Below are 21,204 nucleotides of genomic sequence, written 5' to 3'. Positions count from 1 at the left end.
TGCTCGACACCCCCGTCAGCGGCCGTCGCCTCGCCGGTCTCGGGAGCCGTGCTCTCGACGGAATCGGGGTCGATACCGTACTTCTGGTCGAGTCGGTCCCTGTAGCGGGTGTAGACGACTGCCAGGATGAGCGCACCCGTTGGCGCGCCGAGCGAGACGAGGAAGTAGTGCAGCGGGAAGCCGAATATGGGCGTCTGCACGGTCATCATCTCCGGCGCAAGCGCGGTCAGCGTCACCGGCCCGAACACGACCAGCGCCCAGAGCACGAAACTGCTCCAGATGATCTTCAGGTGGTCGCGCATGAACGGCGTGCTCGGCCGTAACAGGTTCACCTCCCTGTCAAGGTAGTCGATGTCTTCGTGGGCGGCCTCCGTGCCGCCATCTGAGTGGATAGTTGACTCTTCTCGATCCGCAGGCGTGTCTCTTGACATGGGTTGATAGGTTGAAAATTCGTGGTGCTGTTCGCCGCTACGGCTCAGTCACCCTGGACTTTGGTCTCGATATCACTGACGACGTCAGGGTTTCGCAGCGTGCTCGTATCGCCCAGTTCCTCGCCGTTGGCGATGTCTTCCAGCAGGCGGCGCATGATCTTCCCGGAGCGGGTCTTCGGCAGTTCGGGCGTGAAGATGACGGCTTCCGGCCGCGCGATTGGCCCGATAGCGTCCTCGACGCCGTCGATAATCGCACTACGGAGGTCTTCGTCTTCCTCGTAGCCGTCCTCGGTGATGACGTACGCGTACACCGCTTCGCCCTTGATGTCGTGGTCGCCACCGACGACAGCGGCTTCGGCGACGCCTTCCACGCCGACGATAGCGCTCTCGATCTCCATCGTCCCGAGGCGGTGGCCGGAGACGTTGATCACGTCGTCGACCCGCCCCAGCACGGTGATGTAGCCGTCGTCGTCGATCTTCGCTCCGTCCTCGGGGAAGTACACCCAGTCGTCGGAGTCGTCGCTATCGGTGTCCGAGTACTCGGCCCAGTATTCGTCGATGAACCGTTCGTCGTTCTTGTACAGCGTCCGGAGCATGCCGGGCCACGGCTTGTCGACGGTCAGGTAGCCGGCGCGGCCGGGTTCGACTTCCTTACCCTCGGTGTCGACGATGCGGACGTCGTTGCCCGGTAGCGGCGGCCCGGCCGACCCGGGTTTCATGTCCTTGACGCCGGGCAGCGTCGTTATCATCATGCCGCCGGTCTCGGTCTGCCACCAGGTGTCGACGACGGGGCACTCCTCGCCCCCGATATGTTTGTAGTACCATTTCCAGGCGCGAGGGTTGATCGGCTCACCGACCGTCCCCAGCAGGCGCAGGCTGGAGAGGTCGTGCTGTTCGGGGTACTGCTTGCCCCACTTCATGAACGCGCGGATGGCCGTCGGCGCGGTGTACAGCTGGTCGGCCTCGTATTCCTCGACGATGTCCCAGAGGCGGTCCTTGTCGGGGTAGTCCGGCGTCCCCTCGTACATCATCGTCGTCGTCCCGAGCGCGAGCGGGCCGTAGACGATGTAGGAGTGGCCGGTAATCCAGCCGATGTCGGCCGAGCAGAAGTACGTGTCCTCGGGTTTGATATCGAGCACTGCCTGAGAGGTCCAGGCTGCCCACGCGAGGTAGCCACCCGTGGAGTGTTTGACGCCTTTCGGCTTCCCGGTGGTCCCGGAGGTGTACATGAGAAACAGCATATCCTCGGCGTCGCGGTCGACCGGTTCGACCGTCTCGCCCTCGTTGTCGGCGATGACATCGTCGAAGGCGACCTGATTGCCCGCGTAGTCGTGGTCGAAGCCGTCGCCGTCCATCAGGCGCTCGGCGACGATGGCGCGTTCGACCTCGTGGTCGACGCCGCTCAGCCCCTCGTTGGCTTTGTCGAGGTGGTCAAGCGGGTCCCCTCGTCGGTAGTAGCCGTCGCAGGTGACCAGATACTCCGAGTCGGCGGAGTTCATCCGCGTCGCGAGCGCGTCCGCGGAGAAGCCGGCGAACACGACGGAGTGTGGCGCGCCGATGCGGGCACAGGCCAGCATGGCTATCGGCAGCTGCGGGATCATCGGCATGTACATCGTCACGACGTCGTCCTCGCCGACGCCCATCTCCCGCAGGCCGGCCGCGAACTCGTTGACCTTCTGGTGAAGTTCCTCGTAGGTGTAGGTGATGTTGTCTTCCTCGACCGGCTCACCCACCCACTCGATAGCGGCTTCGTCGCCGCGCTCCTCCAAATGGCGGTCCAGACAGTTCGCCGAGGCGTTTAGTTTCCCGTCCGTGAACCACTCGTAGAACGGCGGGTTCGAGTCGTCGAGTACCTGATCGTAACCCTCCTCCCAGTCGAGCAGGTCGGCGGCCCCCTCCCAGCACTCCGGCCAGTTCTCGGTAAACTCCTCGTAGATACCCTCGTCCGTGACGTTCGCCTGCTCGACGAACGACTCCGGGGGCTCGAAAACCTCCTGTTCTTCGAGCCGTGCTTCGAGTTGGACATCTTCATCTGACATGGTCTATCATCGATATTTCACAGTGGCCATATAAACGGGGGGTCTAACTACGATAACATGAAACAGGGTTTCAGTTGTCGGTCGGCTGTCGCGGTTCGGTCGGCCGGTCGTCGAAAAACGCGGTCAGGACCTTCTGCTGGGCTTTCCTGAGGTGATTGTGTAACGTCGGCGACGAGACGTCTAGCGAGTCCGCTAGCTCTTCGGCGGTCGACCCGCGGGGCCACTCGAAGTAGCCGCTGTGGTAGGCCGCCTGGAGGACGGTCTCCTGCCGGTCGGAGAGCGTGTCGGTCAGTCGGTCGCGGAACCCTGTCTCTGTTTCGGCCGGCCGTTCCGTCTCTCGCTTCGCCGCTAACGACGTCTCCGGGTAGGCGTCGGTGACGGCGTTGACTGTCGGTCTGATGTCGGCCTCGCTGGGGAGCTCGACGGCGATAGTCGCCACGCCGTCGGTGGCCGTCACAGAGCGAACGCGGCCACCGCTCTCGACCAACTGGAGCGCTGGCGTGTCGGTGACTACGACCTCCAGTAGCACGCCGTCGCTGTGCTCTTCGAGGAGTCTGGCGTCGGTCACGCCGTCGTCGGTGTCCGCGTACGACAGTATCGCGTCGGCCGAGGCACCTTCGACCATCAGGTAGTACAGCAGCGACTGGCCCGCAACGGGAACGACGCCGGACAGTTCGACCGTACACTGCAACGCCCCGGACACCCCGGCGGTGAAGGTTCGCCCGTCCGCACAGTGGAACTCCAACTCGGTCACCGTGTCGGCAAGCAGGAGTCGCTTGCGTTCGGCGGCGACCTGTGCGTGGCCGACCTGAACCCCGAGTGCGGACAGTACGGCGCGTTCCGCGTCGGTAAGCTCCTCCCTGGAACCGACCCCGATGACACCGGAGACGGCGTTTTCTCTGACGAGCGGGACCAGAGCGACCGGTCCGGCGCTGTCGTCGACGACACGAACCTCGCCCACGTCTAGCGGCGCGGTGACCGACTCGATATGCTCGTGAATCTGGCGCTCGACGGCCGACTCCGAGATCTCTGTCGTCGTGCGCAGTGTCAGCCCGTCGCCGGTACGCTCGGCGAGCCAGGCGAACTCGAAGCCCGCCGTCTCGGTCAGGTGGTCACAGACTGCCGTCGCAATTGCTTCGCCGGTCGCGGCGGCCGCAAGCGCCTCGCTGACCGTCATAATCCAGTCGACGGGTCGCTGGGACTCGCTTGAGGCTGCCCGCTTGACGGACCCGTCAACGGCCGCGACGATGGTTTCCCGGTCCGGTTCGTCAAGCAGGGGATCGAGGCGGTCGAGTCGGTCCCAGCCGCCGAGCGTGCAGACCACGTCCGGCGGGACGCCGTCGTTCAGCAGGCTCGCCGCGAACCGCCATCGGAGGTCGCGCGAGGAAACCCCTCGCAGGTGCGGCGCCGTCTCGGCGGCCCGGTCGGCCACCTCGCTGACGAGCATCTGGAGCCGCCGCGGGGAAACGGAAACCAGCGGCTCGTCATCGGCTTTCCCGGACGCGTTTGCGTACTTCCGCATGTCGTGTTCGACCGAGTCCGGGAGGTACGTTTCGCGTACAATCTCGTTGCCGTTCCGAACAGCAAGCAGGTGATGGCCCTCGAACTCGGTGATATCGGTCAGCCGTACGGCCGTCATCTCCGCCGGCCGGAGTCCGACCTCCGCACCGAACCGGAGCACGAGGTCGGCCCGGTGTGTCTCGGCCGCGCGACGGAGCTCTTCGTACCCTCGCTTACCGATTTGATCGGCTGCTCCGTCCATGTGTTTCGGAAATTTACAGAATACCGAAATAAGTATTGCGGTCAGACCGTGCGTATAGACGAGAGAGCCACGATAAAACAGTCGCTAAGAACACTGTTGCCACGAAAATATTTCGGAGATATATAGAAAGACGAAACGTCTTACTCTCTCCTCGTCGTCGACTGGATTTCGCCGAGGATTTCGGGGTTCCGTAGCGCGCTGGTGTCGCCCAGTTCCTCGTCGTTCGCCACTGCGGTCAGCAGGCGGCGCATAACTTTGCCCGAGCGCGTCTTCGGAAGGTCGGGCGTGAACACGATCTCCTTGGGGCGGGCGATACCGCCGATAGCGTTGACGACGGCATCTTCGATGGCCGTCCGGAGTTCGCTCTCGGCGTAGCCGTCCTCCGGAGAGGCGAACGCGTACACCGCCGTTCCGGTCGTCTCGTCGTCGGCACCGACGACGGCGGCTTCGGCGACGCCGGTGACGCCGGCGACCGTCGACTCAAGTTCCTTGGTGCTGAACCGCCGGCCGGCGACGTTAATCGCGTCGTCAATCCGACCGAGAAAGGTGATGTAACCGTCGTCGCCGACCGAGACGCTGTCTTCGGGGTAGTACCGCCACTCCCCGGCGCTGTCCGGGACGCTGCCCCAGTCCGCTCCGTCGAGTAACGCGCGCGGCATCCCCGGCCAGGGGCGCGTCACGACGAGTTCGCCGGCCGTGTCCGACTCGACCGCCGCACCTTCGCGGTCGACGACGGACGCCTCGATTCCTGGCAGCGGCGTTCCCGCGGCCCCGGGTTTCATCTCGTCGACGCCGGGCAACGTCGATACGAGCACCGCTCCGGTTTCGGTCTGCCACCATGTGTCGACAATGGGGCACTCGCCGCCGCCGATGTGCTCGCGATACCACTCCCATGCGCGAGCATCCATTGGTTCGCCGACCGTACCCAGCAGGCGTAGACTGGAGAGGTCGTGTCGGTCGGGGTACTCCTCGCCCCACTTCATGAACGCCCGAACGGCTGTCGGCGCGGTGTAGAACACGTCGACGGCGTACTTCTCGATGAGTTCCCACAGCTGGTCTTTTTTCGGGTGGTCCGCCGTACCGTTGTACAGTACTGTTGTCGTGCCGAGCGCGAGCGGGCCGTAGACGATGTAGGAGTGGCCGGTAATCCAGCCGATGTCGGCCGAACACCAGTAGGTGTCCTCGGGCTTGATATCCAGGACCGACCGGGCGGTCCAGGCGACGTGTGCGAGATACCCGCCGGTCGTGTGGGTGACGGCCTTCGGCTGGCCGGTCGTCCCCGATGTGTAGATGCGAAAGAGCGGGTCGTCCGCCGCCCGCGAAACCGGCTCGACTTCCTCGCCCTCGTGGGCCGCCAGCAGGTCGTGATAGTCGTCGTAGTCGTCGCCTAAGTGCACATCACGGCCCAGCCGGTCGAGCACCACGACCGACACGTCGTGGTCGACGGCGATGCGCGCGTTATCCGCCTTGTTCTTTTGTGCGACGGCGCTACCGCGGCGGTAGTAGCCATCGCAGGTGATGAGGTACTCCGAGTCGGCTCGCTCCATTCGCGTCGCCAGTGCGTCCGCGGAGAACCCGGCGAAGACGACGTTGTGTGGCACACCCAGGCGCGCACAGGCCAGCATCGCGACCGGGAGTTCGGGCACCATCGGCAGGTACAGCGTCACCACGTCGTCCGGGCCGACGCCGCGCTCGCGCAACGCCGCGGCGAAGGCGTTGACTTCCCGGTACAGTTCGAGGTAGGTGTAGGTGCGGGACTCGCCGAGGTGCCCCTCCCAGACCAGTGCGAGCTGGTTCTTCCGCTCGGGGAGGTGTCGGTCGAGACAGTTGTATGCGGCGTTTAATCGGCCACCGGGGAACCATTCGAACGGTGGCCCGTCTGTTCCACGGAGCACCGTCTCGAACGGAACCTCCCAGTCAAGCAACGCGGCGGCCTCGCGCCAGCAATCGGGCCACTCCCGTTCGAAGCGGTCGTAGACGGCCGGGTCCGTCACGTTCGCCTGTTCGACGAACCAGTCCGGTGGTTCGACTGTCTCTCGCCCCGTCTGGGACTGGCCCCGATCCGGTTCGTCACCCCGTGTCATCAGTTGACAGTACACCGCCGTACTCAAAAAATATCCTATCTAATTGTGCATGATTCCGCTGTGAGTGGCTCACCAGTGCAGTCGGCCGTTCTCACTTTCGACACTGGCGACGGAACTTATATTGAGTCCTGCGGTCAACGAGTGTACGAGAGGCCGGTACGGGGTATGAGCGACACCGAAAAGAAGATCGCCGATACGAAGGGGCAGTTCCTTCAGGCGGTCTCACAGGGCCAGCGCCTCACCGACGCCGAGTGGCGAAACTGTCGCATTATCCTTACCACCGAGCGGGTCGCCCTGCTGGGCGACGACAAGCGACAGATTTCACTGACCGACATCGACCGTATCGCCGACCGGTTCGACGTGAACCAGCAGAGCGCCGGCGTCTCCGACTACGTCGCGCTCTACGTCGGCGAGGACGTTATCCTCGTGTCGGCATCGGACCACGGGACGTTCGAGACCGACTTCTACCGGGCGAGTCTCGACGGCGCAATCGTGCTGGTTCAACACCCTGCACTGAAAGGCGGCGTCGTCCAGTCCGCCGAGTGGACGAAGGGTCGCCTCAAAGTGACCGACGAGGCGCTGAAACTCGCGATGGCTGACGGGCAAGCCGTTGTCATCGACCGCGCCGACATCGGTGACCTCGCTGTCGAAGAGAAGCAGGTCAGCGGCGAGGAACGGACGGTCATTCAGGTCGAGCACAGCGAGGACGACATCAGCGTCGAAACACATCTCGCGGGCGAGGAGTTCCACGCAACCGTCCTCCGGACGATGCTCGAAGAGAGCGCCGAACAGAACCAGGCCGATCTGGACCTGAGCTCGACTGAGAAGCGGGTAATCATGGCGCTGCACTCCGGCGTGTCGCCGTTCGACATTCCCAACTTCGTCGGCATTGACGTTGAGAAAACCGAGGAAATCTTCGACCGACTGATCGAACTCGACGTGATAAGCGTGCTCCGGGAGCGGACGGAAGTGAATCTGACGACGAAGGGCCGTCGGGTCGCCGGCGAGCGGATGGGCGAGCAGTAGTCCGTACCCGGAACCAGTGAAGCATCGCGAGGACCGACTGTCTCGGACGCTCCCTCCCGTTCGGTTTCGACGCCACAAACTGGACATGCGTGGCGAGTAGACGCCGACCAATCTCGGTAAGGCCGCCATATTGAAGCCCCTCCTCCGTCTGCAACAGGTATGCACATCGATACGGCTGTGGTCCTCGCTGCGGGTGAAGGGACTCGCCTCCGGCCGTTGACGCGAAACCGGCCAAAACCAATGCTTCCGGCCGCGAACCGTCCGATCCTCGAACACGTCTTCGACGCACTAGTCGAGGCAGGCATCGAGAAGCTGGTCGCCGTCGTCGGCTACAAGCGCGACCGCGTTCAGGACCACTTCGGGCCGACGTACCGTGGCATTCCTATTTCCTACGTGAGCCAGACGAAACAGCTCGGTAGCGGGCACGCGCTCCTCCAGGCGCGGAGCGTCGTCGACGGCCCGGTTCTGGTGATGAACGGTGATCGTCTCGTCGACGCGGCCACTATCGAGTCGGTAGATACCTCCTATGCGGAGACTGGGCACACAAGCATCGCTGTCATCGAACGACAGGACACCAGTCGGTACGGTGCCGTCGAGGTACAGGACGGCGATATTGTCGACATCGTCGAAAAGCCCCAACACGACGAGTTCAGGCTCATCAACGGCGGCGTGTACGCCTTCGACGGCGACATCTTCGAGGCTATCGACGAAACGACGCGGCACGCCGGCGAGCTGGCACTGACCGACACTATCGAACTCCTGCTCGAATCTGACCGTATTCAGGCAGTCGAGGTCGACGGCATGTGGGTCGACGCGACATACCCGTGGGACCTGTTGACCGTCGCGCGCGAGGTACTGGCGCGGGGTCGGGTCGTCGAATCGGCCCGCGACGAGCAGGTATGGGTCGACAACTCCGCACGCGTCCACGACGAGGCGACCCTCCAGTCGCCGGTCGTCATTGGCCCGGATTGCGAGGTCGGACCGGACGCTGTCATCGGTCCGAACGTCGCGCTTGGCCGTAACACCACTATCGGGGCCAACAGTGTCATCCAGCACACCGTCCTCGACGCCGATACGCGTGTCGACCCGAGTTCGACCCTCATCGATACTGTCACCGGTCAGGACGTGAACCTGGGCGTCAATACGGTCGTCCCCGGCGGCCCGGCCGATGTCCAGGTCGGCACGGAAGTGTTCGAAGACCAGCGGCTCGGTGCCGTTATTGCCGACCGTGCTGTTGCGCTCGGGGACGTGAGCTTCGTCTCCGGATCGCTCGTGGGCCCCAACGCTCGGCTCGCCACTGGCGTGACAGTCGATGGAACCGTCCGCGAGGGCGCGGAGGTGGTCCGCTGATGTGTGGTATCATCGGCTGTGTCGGCCGCGGCGACGAGACGCTCGATACGCTCGTCCACGGCCTTTCGAAACTGGAGTACCGCGGGTACGACTCCGCTGGCGTCGCACTGGCGAACAGCCACATCGACCTGTGCAAACACTCCGGCAAAATCGCCGACTTGCGCGACGCGCTGTCGGAACGGACGCTCTCGGGCTCGGTCGGCATTGGCCACACTCGCTGGAGCACGCACGGCCCGCCGACCGACGAGAACGCCCACCCCCATCAGGATTGCACCGGTGAGGTCGCAGTCGTCCACAACGGTATCATCGAGAACTACCAGTCCCTGAGAGACGAACTCGTGAGCGCCGGCCACACCTTCACATCTGACACCGATACGGAGGTCGTCCCCCATCTCATCGAGGACGCGCTGGACGCCGGAGCCGACCCCGAAGACGCTGTCAGAGAGACGGTCAGCCGACTTGAAGGCAGCTACGCCGTCGCCGTCGTCATCGCCGGCTGTGACTCGGTGTTCGCCGCGCGGAACGACTCGCCGCTCGTGTTAGGCATTGACGACGATGCGACGTATCTGGCCAGTGACGTACCCGCCTTCCGGGACTTCACCGACAAGGTCGTCTATCTCGCTGACGGCGAGTTCGCCCGACTCAACGGTGATGGGTGGACTGTGACTGACATCGACGGCAATGTCGTCGAGAAAGACATCGACACTATCCAGTGGGACCCCGAGGAGACCGGCAAGAGCGGCTACGACCACTTCATGCTCAAGGAGATTCACGAACAGCCGCGCGCGCTCCGGCAGTGTCTCCGCGGCCGCGTCGACGAACTCGCCGGGACGGTCGACATCGGCGACCTCGGAGATCTCTCCCCGACCGGCGTCCAGTTCGTCGCCTGCGGGACCTCCTACCACGCCGCCCTGCACGGCGCGCAACTGTTCCGCGAAGCCGGTATCCCCGCCCAGGCGTTCCTCGCAAGCGAGTACGCCACTGCCACGCCACCCATCGGTGACGCGCTCGTCGTCGGCGTCACACAGAGCGGCGAGACCGCGGACACGCTATCGGCACTTCGGGCGGCCCGCCGCCGTGGCGCGCGCACGCTGGCCGTGACCAACGTCGTCGGCTCTACCGCGGCCCGCGAGTGCGATCACGCGCTGTACATCCGTGCTGGGCCGGAGATCGGCGTCGCCGCGACCAAGACTTTTGCCTCACAACTGGCCGCGCTGAACCTGCTCGCGCTCGGAACGTCCACAACCGGCGACGCCCGGCAGGTCATCAGCGCGCTCCGCGACCTCCCCGGCCACGTTCAGGAGGTTCTCGACGAATCTGCCGCTCAGGAGGTCGCTGAGTTGTATCAAGACGCCAACGCCTACTTCTTCATCGGCCGCGGGTATCAGAATCCCGTGGCGCTCGAAGGCGCGCTGAAAATGAAGGAGATTACGTACAAGCACGCCGAGGGCTTCGCTGCGGGTGAGCTGAAACACGGCCCGTTGGCGCTGGTGACCGAGAACACGCCCGTGTTCGCTATCGTGACTGGTGACGACGAGCGCACCCGCAAGACGATCGGGAACGTCAAAGAGGTCGAAGCAAGGGACGCGCCGGTGGTCGCGATTACGGACGGACAGAGCGACGTTGAACGGTACGCCGACCATGTGCTCCAGATTCCGGAGACCCATCCGCGAGCCGCTGCAGTGCTGGCGAACACGCATCTGCAACTGGTGTCGTATCACACGGCTGCGTTGCTGGGGCGGAACATTGACAAGCCGCGGAATCTGGCGAAAAGCGTGACAGTCGAGTGAGCAGCGCGTAGCTGGCTATTTGCGGCTCTCTGAGAGCTCTACCGGATCGGGGTTGCCACTAATTTAGCTGTTGTTGAACCGGAGCGGCTCGCTTTTCCAGAGCAGGCTACAGAGGTGGGGGCAGAATTTCTCTAGGGTCGCGCAACTTAAGATGTGACAGCACCGTGCATAGAGTGTATAACTCGTATGCTTCCCAGGGTTTGTGCCGCGATACCCTCTGCTGGAGCGTTTTTCGGAGATACGTGAGTTCACTACGAACGGTGTACTCCGGCCGATACTGGAGCAAGTGGGTCGTACAATGGCCTGCCAGTTCTCACCGATTTCTGTATGCCATCACGAGGTCAATAAGAACGCTCCAGACCTGCCTTGAAACAAGCTTCATATCATAGCTAAACGACTGGTCACGCACGTATTCGAGGTCGTATCGTAGCTTTTCGCTCGGCTCTTTTCCAGTCACATGATTAACCTGGGCAGGCCCGGTCAGGCCTGGCTTGACGAACCATCGTTTCTGCCAGTCAACGACACCGCTCTGGATATCCGAGTCCAGTTCCGGCCGTTCTGGCCGTGGGCCGACGACGCTCATATCTCCCCGTAGTATCGACCAGAGCTGTGGGATCTCATCCAAGTGCGTCTGTCGCAGCACTCGGCCAACCGATGTCACGCGTGGATCGATCCCACCCGCATCCTCGTCACTGATTTTCACGCCGGTCTCGTCTTCGGCGTTCTCGATCATCGACCGGAACTTGTAGATGGAGAAGGTTTCTCCGAAAACTGCTGTTCGGTCTTGCTGGTACAGTATTGAGCCACCGTCTTCTGCTTTTATCGCAAGTATAATGCCAATAATCACGGGCGATAGCGCGACCAGCCCAGCCGATGCAAACGCGATATCGAACGCGCGCTTGAGAATATAGTCCTGTATGTCCCATGGCTCGATCTCCACGTCGATCAGGGTTCCGACGCCACCGCTGGCGGTCAACACAGAGTCTGTATGGTCGCGATGGACTTTCGCGTTGACACCGTACTCGTAACAGGCGTCGAGAGCGCCGAAGAACTCCGCCCGGTCGGCATGTTCAAACGCTAGCACAACAGTGTCGATATCATACTCGACGAGTACGTCCTCGATTCGCGAGAGGCCACCTAGCCGTTCCAACCCACTGGTGTTAGTTCCGCCGTCAGCGATGGCTTCGGTCCGTTCGACTGTCGTAATGACACTCGTTGGACAGAGATAGCCCAGAAGCGTCCCGTCGACTTCACTTGCCACTTCTTCTATCACCTTGAGGTCGTCCCCAACGACGATGGTTCGTTCGCCGTTTGACGACGGCCGCTTGCGAATCCACACGAACCATGCGGGCAGTGCGACCAGTAATAAGGGAGTTACTAACACGACCGTCAAGCGCGGCAATCGGTACGTGTAGTCGAAGTAGCCGATTGTCGCCAGAACAAGAACTGCTACGAGCACCCGCTTCTGGGCCAGTGCTATAGCGTCGAGAATTCTTCGCGGGCGGGGTTTGTACAGTGGGAGGAACACACTAACGACGACTGCGATTGTGACCAACAGTTCAAACGTGAACTCCGACCCAGTTGGGGGGTCAGTCGGTAGCCGATTGAACACCGGGATGGTTGTCGCTATCGACTGGATGGTAGCGTTGTTAACAAGTGCGACGGCGGCCGCTGTCAGCACGACGACGCCGGCTACACTTGCGACCCGGTACCGCCAGCCACTATCCATTATCAGTGTGATTGCCGAGTTCCGGGATAAGTCCTGCGTCCCGGGACTCAAATACTGAAGCTACTGTAGTCAAACCGCCCTGAATAGACGGTGTGCTACTGAGAGACAGTATTGCACGAGAGCTGTTTGCGTACTGACGCACCCACGACGAACGTACCAGCGCAGTCGTATCGGCTATCACAGCGTCGATCCAACTACGTGACTGTGTGGTCCTCACTGGTTACTGACCAGGCTATCCTGTGTGGCCCTCACTCGCTTGCAGCGATGTTCTCGGCAGCCATTTCCGGGTCAATCTCGCCCTGCAGCCGTTTCTCGGCCTGGTCGCGGTCCGCTGGATAGCCGATATCGTTCCGCCAGCCGTCCATGCGGATCGCGTCGATCGTCCGCCCGGAGTGCAACAGGAGGTCAATCGCGTCACTGATCTCGTACTCGCCGCGGTTGGAGGGCTGTACCAGATGGCAGGCGTGGAAGATGGCCGGCGTGAACGTATAGAACCCGGTCATCACTAGGTTCGACGGCGGGTCCTCCGGTTTCTCGACGACTTCGGTGATCTCGCCGTACTTGTTGGTGTCACAGACACCGTACCGCCCGGCCTCATCCCATGGGACTTCCTCAACGAGGAAAGCGGCGTCGGCACGTTCCTCCGCCTGCCGGTTGACGACATCTCGGAGGTTCGCTTCGAAGATGTTGTCGCCGAGCATCAGCATGAAGTCGTCGTCGACGTGCTCCTCGACGGTCAGAAGCGCGTGTGCGAGGCCGTTCTGTTCGCGCTGGTGGGTGTAGGTGATCGGGACGCCTTCGAACTCGTCCTCGTAGTGATTAATGATGGCCTGCTTCTTGTAGCCGACAACTACCAGCAGTTCGTCAGCGCCTAGTTCGATCAACTGCTCGAAGCAGTGGGTCAGAATCGGTTTCCCCGCGACCTCTACCATTCCCTTCGGCTTGTCTTCGGTCAGCGGGCGGAGACGGGTCCCCTCACCAGCGGCGAGTACGACAGCTTTCATATATCTCAATTCGTTGGCCGTCCGATAAAACTCTTGTCGAATTATAAGATCCGAATTATAATATCCGCCCCTCGACTACTGCCGCCCGATGAACGTCAGTATTGTCGGGAGCGGATACGTCGGGACGACGGTCGCGGCGTGTCTTGCGGATCTCGGACACGAAGTGGTAACGATAGACATCGACGAGGACATCGTCGACACGGTCAACGACGGCCGGTCGCCGATACACGAACCTGGCCTCGACGAACTCGTCGCCGAACACGGCGGCGGTCGACTTCGGGCAAGTACCGACTACGACGAGATCCTCGATACTGAACTGACGATGCTGGCGCTCCCGACGCCCTCGAACGACGACGGGAGCATCGACCTCCAGTTCATGGAAGCCGGTGCGGCATCCGTCGGCGAGGCGCTGGCCGGTGCCGAGAACGCGGCAACGGATCCACACCTCGTCGTCACGAAGTCGACTGTCGTCCCAAACACGACCGAGGACCGGCTCGCCCCCCGTATCGCCGACGCCGGTCTCGAACGCGGGACGGACTTCCTCGTCGCGTCCAATCCCGAGTTCCAGCGCGAGGGGACGGCCGTGGCGGATTTCCTGAACCCCGACAAACTCGTCTTCGGGACGGACGACGACCGTGCGACGGCGCTTCTCAACGAACTGTACGAACCGCTTCGCGAGGCCGCTGACGATGATGTGCCGGTCGTCGAAACCGGCATCGCCGAGGCCGAGATGATAAAGTACGCCAACAACACGTTCCTCGCGACGAAGATCAGCCTCATCAACGACATCGGGAACATCTGCAAGGAGTTCGGCGTCGACGCCTACGAGGTGGCCGATGCCATCGGACTCGACGACCGCATCGGCGAACAGTTCCTCCGGAGCGGGGTGGGATGGGGCGGCAGTTGCTTCCCGAAGGACACGGATGCCATCATCGCCGCGGCACGGGAACAGGGCTACGACCCTGCTGTTCTTTCTGCGGCCGTAGAACTGAACGACGACCAGCCCAAGCGCCTCCTCTCCCTACTTGACGACCACGTCGACGTGTCCGGCAAACGCATCGCCGTTCTCGGCCTGGCGTTCAAACCCGGAACGGACGATATCCGGAACACGCGCGCGGTTCCGGTCATCGAGGGACTCAAAGAACGTGGCGCGGAAATCGTCGCCTACGACCCCGTTGCCACCGAGAATATGCGCGAACGCTATCCCGACATCGAGTACGCCGACTCGGCCGCAACCGCTCTCGCGGGGGCATCAGGCGCTGTTGTCGTCACTGACTGGGACGAGTTCGCAGCGCTCGACGCTGCGTTCGACGAGATGGCAGACTCCGTCGTCGTTGACGGTCGACGCATCATCGAGCGGCGCGACGGCATCACCTACGAAGGATTGACCTGGTAGCGCAGTCAGTTACCTGCCTGTATTTGCCTGTCGATGACGGCTACCGTGCCGGCAGCGAGTAGCGCCACAACGAGCACGGTCGGGTCCGAAGACACGTACAGGCTCGGCGTCGGCGGCCGCCAGTTCGTGAACGGATACAGCCAGGCGCTCGCTCGCCCGTCGGCGTACACTCGCATCCCATCGAGCAGCAGCGACGTGAGGCCGCCGAACGTCACGAGTCCGAACACGCGCCGCCAGTGGCGTCTCTCGAATGCGACGGTGATGACACCGGCCAGTAGCAGGACTCCGCCGAGTGTGGAGAGGGGCGCATAAGTGAACGGCATGCCCAGAAACGCTTCGACAGTGCTCCCGTCCACCACGATCCCGACTTTCACCAGATCGGGAATCGCCGCACCGCCCATCCCAACGACGACCCAATGCTGATTGAGCCAGTCGATGCGCCAACTCGCGACCGTCAAAAGGATGTATGGTACGAGCAGGTGAGTCAGCAGGTCAGCCATTGCGTGCCTCCATCGTCCACGTCTCTCGGTCAATTCGCCAATACCGGAAGAACAGGAGCAGGAATCCGAGTGCGCCGACAGCCGAGGCACCGTACTTGTAGAACTCCGCCCACCGACTGCTGTTGACGACTTCGACGCGCTCGGCCGCTATCGTCTGATTCGATTCAAGCGTTCCGTACACCTGAACGACGCCACCGGGTTCGACGGCCGCTTCCGTCCCAGTGACCCTGAGCGTTATTGCCGTCCCGTCGCTTTCGGCCCTGATTGCCATTCCGCCATCGCCGGTCTCTGTCACTGTTCCAAACACCATGAGGTGCTGTCCGACGTACGACTCGTACCCGGACGAGAGGTCCGCAGCATCTGGATACGGGGACCGCTGCTCTTCTGTAACTGCCGCGTGGACGAACAGTCCACCGAGTATCAGACACAGCACAAGTACGATGCCGGCACGAACCCAGACGCGCACACTCCCTGTTCTTTCGGTGGGTACAATGGTCCTTTCGCTTCAGAACCACAGCGTGTCTGTCTCCGAAAATCACTCGATAGTGACGTTGCCGCCGTCGTACACTGTCCGTTCTGTGACTTCGACAGTCGTTTCACTTCCGCTATCGGTCGTCACGGTGTACGTCCCGGGGTTTGCGACGGTAACAGTGAACTCACCGTTGCGGTCGGCTGTCGTCTGGCGCTCGTAGTCGACCTCTCTGTCCGAGACAGCGACTGTCGTTACGACCGAGACGGTCGAATTCGGGGCTGCAGTCCCCCGGATCTCTCCACCGGGAACGACCGCGAACGCCTTGTGGCTCCCGTCTTCGCTCGTGAAGAGCGGCCGGTAGCGGGCCAGTCCGTCCACATCTCCGTTCTGGCTTCCGAAGTGCTGGTGTAGTCGAGCGTACATCGTGCTCGGTTCCTCCAGTTCCATCTCTGTCGTTACGACGTATCCGACTCGACCGGAAATCCGATTGTGGGCCTCGTCGGGGTCCGTCGCTGCGACAAACGGACCGTAATTCTGGCGGGCGTAGCCGTAGCTCCGTGACTCACCGTTGACGAAGTAGTTGTACACGCGGTTCTGTCCCCAGCGGCTGAGGACGTAGTTTTCGGGGTATTCGAGCCCGCGATCGGCGGCGTCTGCCTCGATTGCAGTCGCCGCGTCGTATGTCCCGTCCTCGACGAGCACCTGACTCGTCTTCACCGGCACCTGCACCATCCCGAGGGCCCCGAACAACAGGAACAGTACGACCAGCGATGCAACTGCCCGGCTGTCGGGAACGAGTACGTCTCGAAGGTCGCTGTCGCCAGTCGTCAGCACCGGTCGGGCGAGATCGACCCACGAGGCGGCCCAGACGAACGCGAGGCCGGCGAACAGCGCGAGAAACGGGGCCAGTTCCCCGACGAAGCGGACCTGAATCACGGAAAGAGCTAGCAGTACCCAGGCATAGCTACTGGCGACGAGCCAGCCGCTCCGGTCGTTCCGAGCGAGGTCGATGCCCCACACCATCGCCGGGAGTGCCAGGAACAGTGTCAGGCCGAGCAGGAACAGGAAGCCGAAGGCGTCTGCGCTGAACAGTCCGTACGTCTCGGCGATCGCGTCGGACCGAAACAGCGTATCGAGCCGCCTGTCGAACGTGGCCCACTGTTCTGTGAAGCCGAAACGAAAGACGAGGATGGTGACGATGCCAAGCCCGAGATCGACCACAGCCAGTTGTCTGGCAGTGCCACCGAATCGCCTGGCCGCTTCTGCTGTCGCGATGACGACGACAGTGCCCAGCGTCAGCAGTGCTGGCGTGCTAGCGACGAGCGCAGTCTGCCAGCCGGTGACAGTATGAACACTCCAGGCGAGTATCGCGCCGAGGCTAACGCCGGCAAGGACCGGCGCGTTCCTGACCAGTGCCGACCGGTTGTTTGAGCCATCCAGCAGTGTCTGTCCAAGCACCACCAGACAGACCGACAGGACAAGCAGCGGCCCGGCTTCCCACGCAAGTACCTGTCCGGCAATCCCGACACCGATACCGACCGCGGCGATCCACGGCTGTGGTCGACGAAGCGACGTTCGGCTCGTGGCCGTCGTTAGCGCGACCACGAGTGCAAGCGCGGTGAGTCCCAGCCAGGGATAGTCGAAGGCGTGGTGATCTGCGAAACCCAGGCTCGTCCGAAAGGCGTGGCCGGGAATAAATGCCAGGAAGAGGACCGATGCGAGACCGACACGCCGATCGCTGGACACCCGCACCGCGAGTAGATAGAGCAGGACGCCCGTGACGAGTGCCGACACGACCGGATACCAGGCGAGAACGTGGCCGATGACTGCTTTGCTCCCGCCGAAGAGGCTGGCGACCCACCAGAGCGTCGCGATCGTGAGTGGCTCCCCGTTGGTTACTACATCCGGAATCACGGAGAGCGCTCCGAAATCGGCCGCGCCGCCGGCGTTGGCCGCGACCTGTTCGACGTGATACCTGTAGTAATACGGATCGTTACTCGACAAGACGATGTCGTCGCCGCGGTAGATCGACCCGATGACGTACGTTCGGGCGACAAACACGACCGCTAGAGCAGCGACGAGCAGGCCAGTTGCTCGCGCGTCGAAATCAAACCGCAGCGCGTCACCGAGAGCCGTCCCGCTCTCGCTGTCGCTGCCGACCCCGGATTTGCCGTCGAGTGCGGCCCGCACGGCGTCGGGATCAGCGACGCGGTACTCGTCACCGTCTTTCTCGACGATGCCCGCGGAGACGAGTTCACCGAACTGGCCCGAATCGATGGGAATGTCGTCAAACGTCCAGCCGTCCTGTTCGTCGTCGACGGCCAGAACCGCCGCTGTCGCGTCTCGTAGCTCGGGCCGGTCATCGAGTACCGCTCCCGCCCCGGGCGTATCGCTCATGTATCTTCTCTTTCCGGTCTGGCGAATAAATCCATCGGGACTCGCCGTCTACGTGTTTGCCGACTCTAGCGCCGCTCGAATCGCCGATTCTACGTCGTGTTCCGGCGTCCAGCCCAGTACGTCCGTCGTTCGGCCGGTGTCGACCGGGAACGAATCGACGAGCGTCTCGTCGTCGCCACGCGGGTTCTCGACCAGTTCCACGTCGGCATCAATGTCGGCGGCCGAGGCGGCGATATCCTCGACGAGTTTGGCGACGGTGTGAACGCCCGGGTCTTCGTCGCTGGCGATCTCGTATTTCTCGACGCCGGTCTCGCCGCGGTCCAGTTGCTCCAGTAGCCGTTCGCAACTGTCGACGTACGCCCGGGCCACGTCCTTGACGTGAATGAAGTTCCGGGACTGCGTTCCGGGCTCGTAGACGGTCAGCGTCTCGCCAGCGAGCGCGCGGTTCACGAAGAAGTTGATGACAGTCCCCTTTGAGACGGTTTGACCGTCTATCTCGTGACTGCCGTAGAGGTTCGAGATCATGAACTGGTGGGCCGGGAACGTGCCGTCGGCGTACGTCTCGATGTCACGCTCGTTGAGCAGTTTCGTCCGCCCGTACCAGTTCAGCGGGTCTCGGGGGTGGTCGACTGTAATCGGGAACTCCTGTGGGTCGCCGATGACGGCCATCGAGAACGGGAAAATCAGCGCTGCGCCAGTCTTCCGACAGAACCAGGCGACGTTGTCGGTTCCCTGGACGTTGACCTCGTAGGCAAGGTCCTGTTTCTCCTCACAGTCGTCAACTCCCGACACCGCGGCGAGGTGCATCACAACGTCGGCCCCGTCTAGCGCCGCCTCCAGACGGTCCCGGTTCCGGATGTCGACGTGTTCGATGTCGACATCACCGACGGACCGCATGGTGCCGAGATAGAAGTTATCGATAGCAGTGATCTCCCAGTCGGGGTGGGCCTGCTGTAGTTCGTAGATGACGCGGCTGCCGATGTAGCCTGCACCGCCGGTGACGGCGATGTGAGGTGTGTTGTCTGTGGGTTCTGTCTCAGGCATTGGTGGTGAATTTCTCCGCGAGGTCGCGAACGCCCTCGCGGAGCGTCCACGATGGTTCGAAGCCAGTCTGACTCAGTCGGTCGAAGTTGACGTGATACGACGGGCCGGGATGCTCGTCTTCGAGGTAGGTCACGTCGACCGGGGCGACCTCATCGGCGACGATGTCGGCGATCTCCGAGATCTGGTAGTTCGCGTCCATCGACCCGACGTTGTACACTGGTTCGTCCCAGGACTCGGGGTCACACGCCGCCTCCGCGTAGGCGCGGGCAGCGTCCTGAACGTGGATGAATGGCCGCCAGTTCGAGCCGTCGCCGTAGACGGTGAGCGGGCGGTCGGTGAGCGCGCGGAACACGAAGTAGTTCACGACGAGGTTGAACCGGATGCCCGGCGAGTGGCCGAAGTTCGTGGCCATTCGCAGGGCGGTCCCGGTCATGTCGAACTCCTCGCAGTACTCCCGCAGCAGGGTCTCGGACTGTAGTTTCGTCTCTGCGTAAGGGTTGATGGGATCCGGGTCGACCGTCTCGTCGATGTCGGTGCTGGTCGCGCGGCCGTAGACGTTACACGAAGAGGCGAAGACGACGTGGTCGACGCCGAGTTTGCCGGCCGCAGTCAGGACGTTCTCGGTGCCGTCGTAGTTGATGGCGAACGTCTCGTCGCGGCGTTCGTGGGTGCTCGATGCGCCCGTGATAGCCGCGAGGTGGATGACGCGGTCGACGCCGCGCATGGCGCTCTCCACGTCGCCGTACTCGCGGACATCGCCACGGCGGAATTCGAGCCCGTTGCCAAGTGTCCCTAGCAGCGCTCGCGGCGACCCCGAGGAGAGGTCGTCGAAGACGACGATGTCGTCGACGCGGTCGTCCTCTCGGAGCAGTGGAATCAGCGCGCTGCCGATGTAGCCACAGGCCCCGGTGACCAGCACGTCCATCGTCAGTCCTCGCTCAGGACGCCCGGCAGGAACCGGTCCTCGTGGGCTTCGATGGTGTCGGCGTACCGCGTCAGCGTCTCGAAGATGTCGCCGACGCCGTCCTCGAAGGACTGGGACTGGCCGCCGATGAGGTCGTCGTAGCGGTCGTTCTCGATCTCCATCTTGTGGGTCTCGTCCTCGTCGCGGGGGTTCTCGAAGTGCTCGACGTCGACGTCGAGGTCGTACTCGCCGCCCACGTCGGCAATCGTCTCGGCGATTTCGACGATGCTGATGGCGCGCGTGACCTGATTGTACACCGTCAGTCCGTCAGGACGTTCGTCAGGGTCGGTCAGCGCCACTTCAGCCAGCCCTTCGACGGCGTCCTCCAGCGAGATGAACGGCTTGCGCTGTTCGCCTTTGCCATATACCGTGACGGGATAGCCTGCGACGGCCTGCGCACAGAAGCGGTGCGTGACCGTGCCGAAGTAGTAATCGAAGTCGAAGCGGGTCTTGAGCCGGTCGTCCTCGCGGGTCTCCTCGGTCTCTGTCCCGTAGACGATGGCCGTGCGAACGTCCGAAATCGGGATGTCGAACTGCGTGTGGGCCAGGCGCATGTTCTGTGCGTCGAAGCCCTTCGTCGCGTGGTACCAGCTCCCGCCCATGTTGGGGAACGGCACGTCGTCGCGCTCGCTCTGGTTCTCCATCGCCGCACCGCCCTCCGGAATCGGGAACTCCGGCGCGCCGTAGACGCCCGTCGTCGTCGTCTCGACGAAGTGGGTGTCAGTGAGGTCGTGTTCCTCGAGCCCCCACAGGAGGTTCCGCGTCGCCTGGAGGTTGTTGTGCTGGGTGTAGTTCGCCCGCTCGCCGTTGATCTGGGAGTACGGCGCGGAGGGCTGGGCGGCGGTGTGGACGACGACCTCGGGTTCGTGGACCGTCAGCAGTTCGTCGACGAAGGACTTCTCGGCGAGGTCGCCCTCGACGAAGGAGAGGTTCGTCAGCCCGTGGACCTCGCGAGCCGCGTCGAGGCGTTCGTCGATACTGGCGACCGGTGTCGCGCTCGTCGCGCCGACGTCCTCGACCCACTCTCTTCGGGCGAAGTTGTCGACAAGCAGCACTCGGTCGTCCGTTCGGTCCGCGATTCGCAGTGCGGCCGGCCACCCGACGTAGCCGTCGCCGCCAGTGATGAGGATGGTCATAGTTACTCAGTTAGTGAGTAACTGCGACGCGTAATCAATCTTCTGTTCAGTTGCCTGCTAGTCTCGTACAGCCTGACTAC

Annotated in this window: 16 protein-coding genes; 4 read left to right on the top strand and 12 right to left on the bottom strand. The window is 62.8% G+C overall.

Annotation, left to right across the window (positions count from 1 at the left end):
* The 4 genes from Har1131_RS15410 to acs (Har1131_RS15395) form a co-directional block, all read right to left on the bottom strand.
* A partial coding sequence (locus tag Har1131_RS15410; RefSeq protein ID WP_151147180.1) for a DUF4212 domain-containing protein occupies window positions 1–431 on the bottom strand: 431 nt, incomplete at its 3' end.
* Between the two features lie 44 nt (window positions 432–475).
* A complete protein-coding gene (gene acs, locus Har1131_RS15405) occupies window positions 476–2,470 on the bottom strand; it encodes an acetate--CoA ligase (protein ID WP_050037520.1) in 1,995 nt (664 codons plus the stop codon).
* A 70-nt stretch (window positions 2,471–2,540) separates the two neighbouring features.
* Entirely contained in the window at window positions 2,541–4,232 is a 1,692-nt protein-coding gene (locus Har1131_RS15400) for a bacterio-opsin activator domain-containing protein (protein WP_151147176.1), read from the bottom strand.
* A gap of 140 nt (window positions 4,233–4,372) precedes the next feature.
* A complete protein-coding gene (acs, locus tag Har1131_RS15395; protein ID WP_151147173.1) occupies window positions 4,373–6,316 on the bottom strand; it encodes an acetate--CoA ligase in 1,944 nt (647 codons plus the stop codon).
* A gap of 165 nt (window positions 6,317–6,481) precedes the next feature.
* On the opposite strand from acs (Har1131_RS15395), the gene Har1131_RS15390 reads away from it, so the two are divergent.
* From Har1131_RS15390 to glmS, 3 genes are all read left to right on the top strand, one after another.
* Window positions 6,482–7,342, top strand: coding sequence for a CheF family chemotaxis protein (locus Har1131_RS15390; RefSeq protein WP_014039463.1), 861 nt, complete (start codon window positions 6,482–6,484; stop codon window positions 7,340–7,342).
* A 159-nt stretch (window positions 7,343–7,501) separates the two neighbouring features.
* Complete coding sequence (gene glmU, locus Har1131_RS15385; RefSeq protein WP_023843118.1) at window positions 7,502–8,692, top strand: bifunctional sugar-1-phosphate nucleotidylyltransferase/acetyltransferase; 1,191 nt, start codon at window positions 7,502–7,504, stop codon at window positions 8,690–8,692.
* Entirely contained in the window at window positions 8,692–10,482 is a 1,791-nt protein-coding gene (gene glmS, locus Har1131_RS15380; protein WP_014039465.1) for a glutamine--fructose-6-phosphate transaminase (isomerizing), read from the top strand. The genes glmU and glmS overlap by 1 nt, the downstream gene beginning before the upstream one ends.
* 313 nt (window positions 10,483–10,795) lie before the next feature.
* Here glmS and Har1131_RS15375 read toward each other — a convergent pair whose 3' ends face one another.
* Together Har1131_RS15375 and aglF are read right to left on the bottom strand one after the other, a co-directional pair.
* A complete protein-coding gene (locus Har1131_RS15375) occupies window positions 10,796–12,211 on the bottom strand; it encodes a sugar transferase (protein ID WP_014039466.1) in 1,416 nt (471 codons plus the stop codon).
* A gap of 248 nt (window positions 12,212–12,459) precedes the next feature.
* Entirely contained in the window at window positions 12,460–13,215 is a 756-nt protein-coding gene (gene aglF, locus Har1131_RS15370; protein WP_014039467.1) for a UTP--glucose-1-phosphate uridylyltransferase AglF, read from the bottom strand.
* Between the two features lie 88 nt (window positions 13,216–13,303).
* Here aglF and aglM point away from each other — a divergent pair, with 88 nt between their 5' ends.
* Complete coding sequence (gene aglM / locus Har1131_RS15365; protein ID WP_151102889.1) at window positions 13,304–14,611, top strand: UDP-glucose 6-dehydrogenase AglM; 1,308 nt, start codon at window positions 13,304–13,306, stop codon at window positions 14,609–14,611.
* 5 nt (window positions 14,612–14,616) lie between these two features.
* Here aglM and Har1131_RS15360 read toward each other — a convergent pair whose 3' ends face one another.
* The 6 genes from Har1131_RS15360 to Har1131_RS15335 all read right to left on the bottom strand — a co-directional run bounded on the left by Har1131_RS15360 (window position 14,617) and on the right by Har1131_RS15335 (window position 21,124).
* Window positions 14,617–15,111, bottom strand: a complete 495-nt coding sequence (locus Har1131_RS15360) for a hypothetical protein (RefSeq protein ID WP_151102890.1) — start codon at window positions 15,109–15,111, stop codon at window positions 14,617–14,619.
* The gene (locus tag Har1131_RS15355) at window positions 15,104–15,577 is read right to left on the bottom strand and encodes a hypothetical protein (protein ID WP_151147169.1); all 474 of its coding nucleotides are present in this window, start codon (window positions 15,575–15,577) and stop codon (window positions 15,104–15,106) included. The genes Har1131_RS15360 and Har1131_RS15355 overlap by 8 nt, the downstream gene beginning before the upstream one ends.
* 69 nt (window positions 15,578–15,646) lie before the next feature.
* The gene (locus Har1131_RS15350; protein WP_151147166.1) at window positions 15,647–17,980 is read right to left on the bottom strand and encodes an STT3 domain-containing protein; all 2,334 of its coding nucleotides are present in this window, start codon (window positions 17,978–17,980) and stop codon (window positions 15,647–15,649) included.
* A 48-nt stretch (window positions 17,981–18,028) separates the two neighbouring features.
* On the bottom strand, window positions 18,029–19,024 hold the full coding sequence (locus tag Har1131_RS15345) for an NAD(P)-dependent oxidoreductase (protein ID WP_151102893.1): 996 nt from the start codon (window positions 19,022–19,024) through the stop codon (window positions 18,029–18,031).
* Window positions 19,017–19,949, bottom strand: a complete 933-nt coding sequence (locus Har1131_RS15340; protein ID WP_151147163.1) for an NAD(P)-dependent oxidoreductase — start codon at window positions 19,947–19,949, stop codon at window positions 19,017–19,019. The genes Har1131_RS15345 and Har1131_RS15340 overlap by 8 nt, the downstream gene beginning before the upstream one ends.
* Before the next feature lie 2 nt (window positions 19,950–19,951).
* Window positions 19,952–21,124, bottom strand: coding sequence for an NAD-dependent epimerase/dehydratase family protein (locus Har1131_RS15335; protein ID WP_050037528.1), 1,173 nt, complete (start codon window positions 21,122–21,124; stop codon window positions 19,952–19,954).
* Between the last annotated feature and the right edge of the window lie 80 nt (window positions 21,125–21,204).

This window comes from Haloarcula sp. CBA1131 (genome assembly GCF_008728975.1).
GTDB lineage: Archaea > Halobacteriota > Halobacteria > Halobacteriales > Haloarculaceae > Haloarcula > Haloarcula hispanica.
Note: the sequence above shows the minus strand (reverse complement) of the source record. Positions and strands in the feature narration are given on the sequence as shown.

Coding starts and splice junctions, on each gene's coding strand:
- acs (WP_050037520.1), bottom strand. CDS start 2,470: ATGTCAGATGAAGATGTCCAACTCGAAGCACGGCTCGAAGAACAGGAG.
- Har1131_RS15400 (WP_151147176.1), bottom strand. CDS start 4,232: ATGGACGGAGCAGCCGATCAAATCGGTAAGCGAGGGTACGAAGAGCTC.
- acs (WP_151147173.1), bottom strand. CDS start 6,316: ATGACACGGGGTGACGAACCGGATCGGGGCCAGTCCCAGACGGGGCGA.
- Har1131_RS15390 (WP_014039463.1), top strand. CDS start 6,482: ATGAGCGACACCGAAAAGAAGATCGCCGATACGAAGGGGCAGTTCCTT.
- glmU (WP_023843118.1), top strand. CDS start 7,502: ATGCACATCGATACGGCTGTGGTCCTCGCTGCGGGTGAAGGGACTCGC.
- glmS (WP_014039465.1), top strand. CDS start 8,692: ATGTGTGGTATCATCGGCTGTGTCGGCCGCGGCGACGAGACGCTCGAT.
- Har1131_RS15375 (WP_014039466.1), bottom strand. CDS start 12,211: ATGGATAGTGGCTGGCGGTACCGGGTCGCAAGTGTAGCCGGCGTCGTC.
- aglF (WP_014039467.1), bottom strand. CDS start 13,215: ATGAAAGCTGTCGTACTCGCCGCTGGTGAGGGGACCCGTCTCCGCCCG.
- aglM (WP_151102889.1), top strand. CDS start 13,304: ATGAACGTCAGTATTGTCGGGAGCGGATACGTCGGGACGACGGTCGCG.
- Har1131_RS15360 (WP_151102890.1), bottom strand. CDS start 15,111: ATGGCTGACCTGCTGACTCACCTGCTCGTACCATACATCCTTTTGACG.
- Har1131_RS15350 (WP_151147166.1), bottom strand. CDS start 17,980: ATGAGCGATACGCCCGGGGCGGGAGCGGTACTCGATGACCGGCCCGAG.
- Har1131_RS15345 (WP_151102893.1), bottom strand. CDS start 19,024: ATGCCTGAGACAGAACCCACAGACAACACACCTCACATCGCCGTCACC.
- Har1131_RS15340 (WP_151147163.1), bottom strand. CDS start 19,949: ATGGACGTGCTGGTCACCGGGGCCTGTGGCTACATCGGCAGCGCGCTG.
- Har1131_RS15335 (WP_050037528.1), bottom strand. CDS start 21,124: ATGACCATCCTCATCACTGGCGGCGACGGCTACGTCGGGTGGCCGGCC.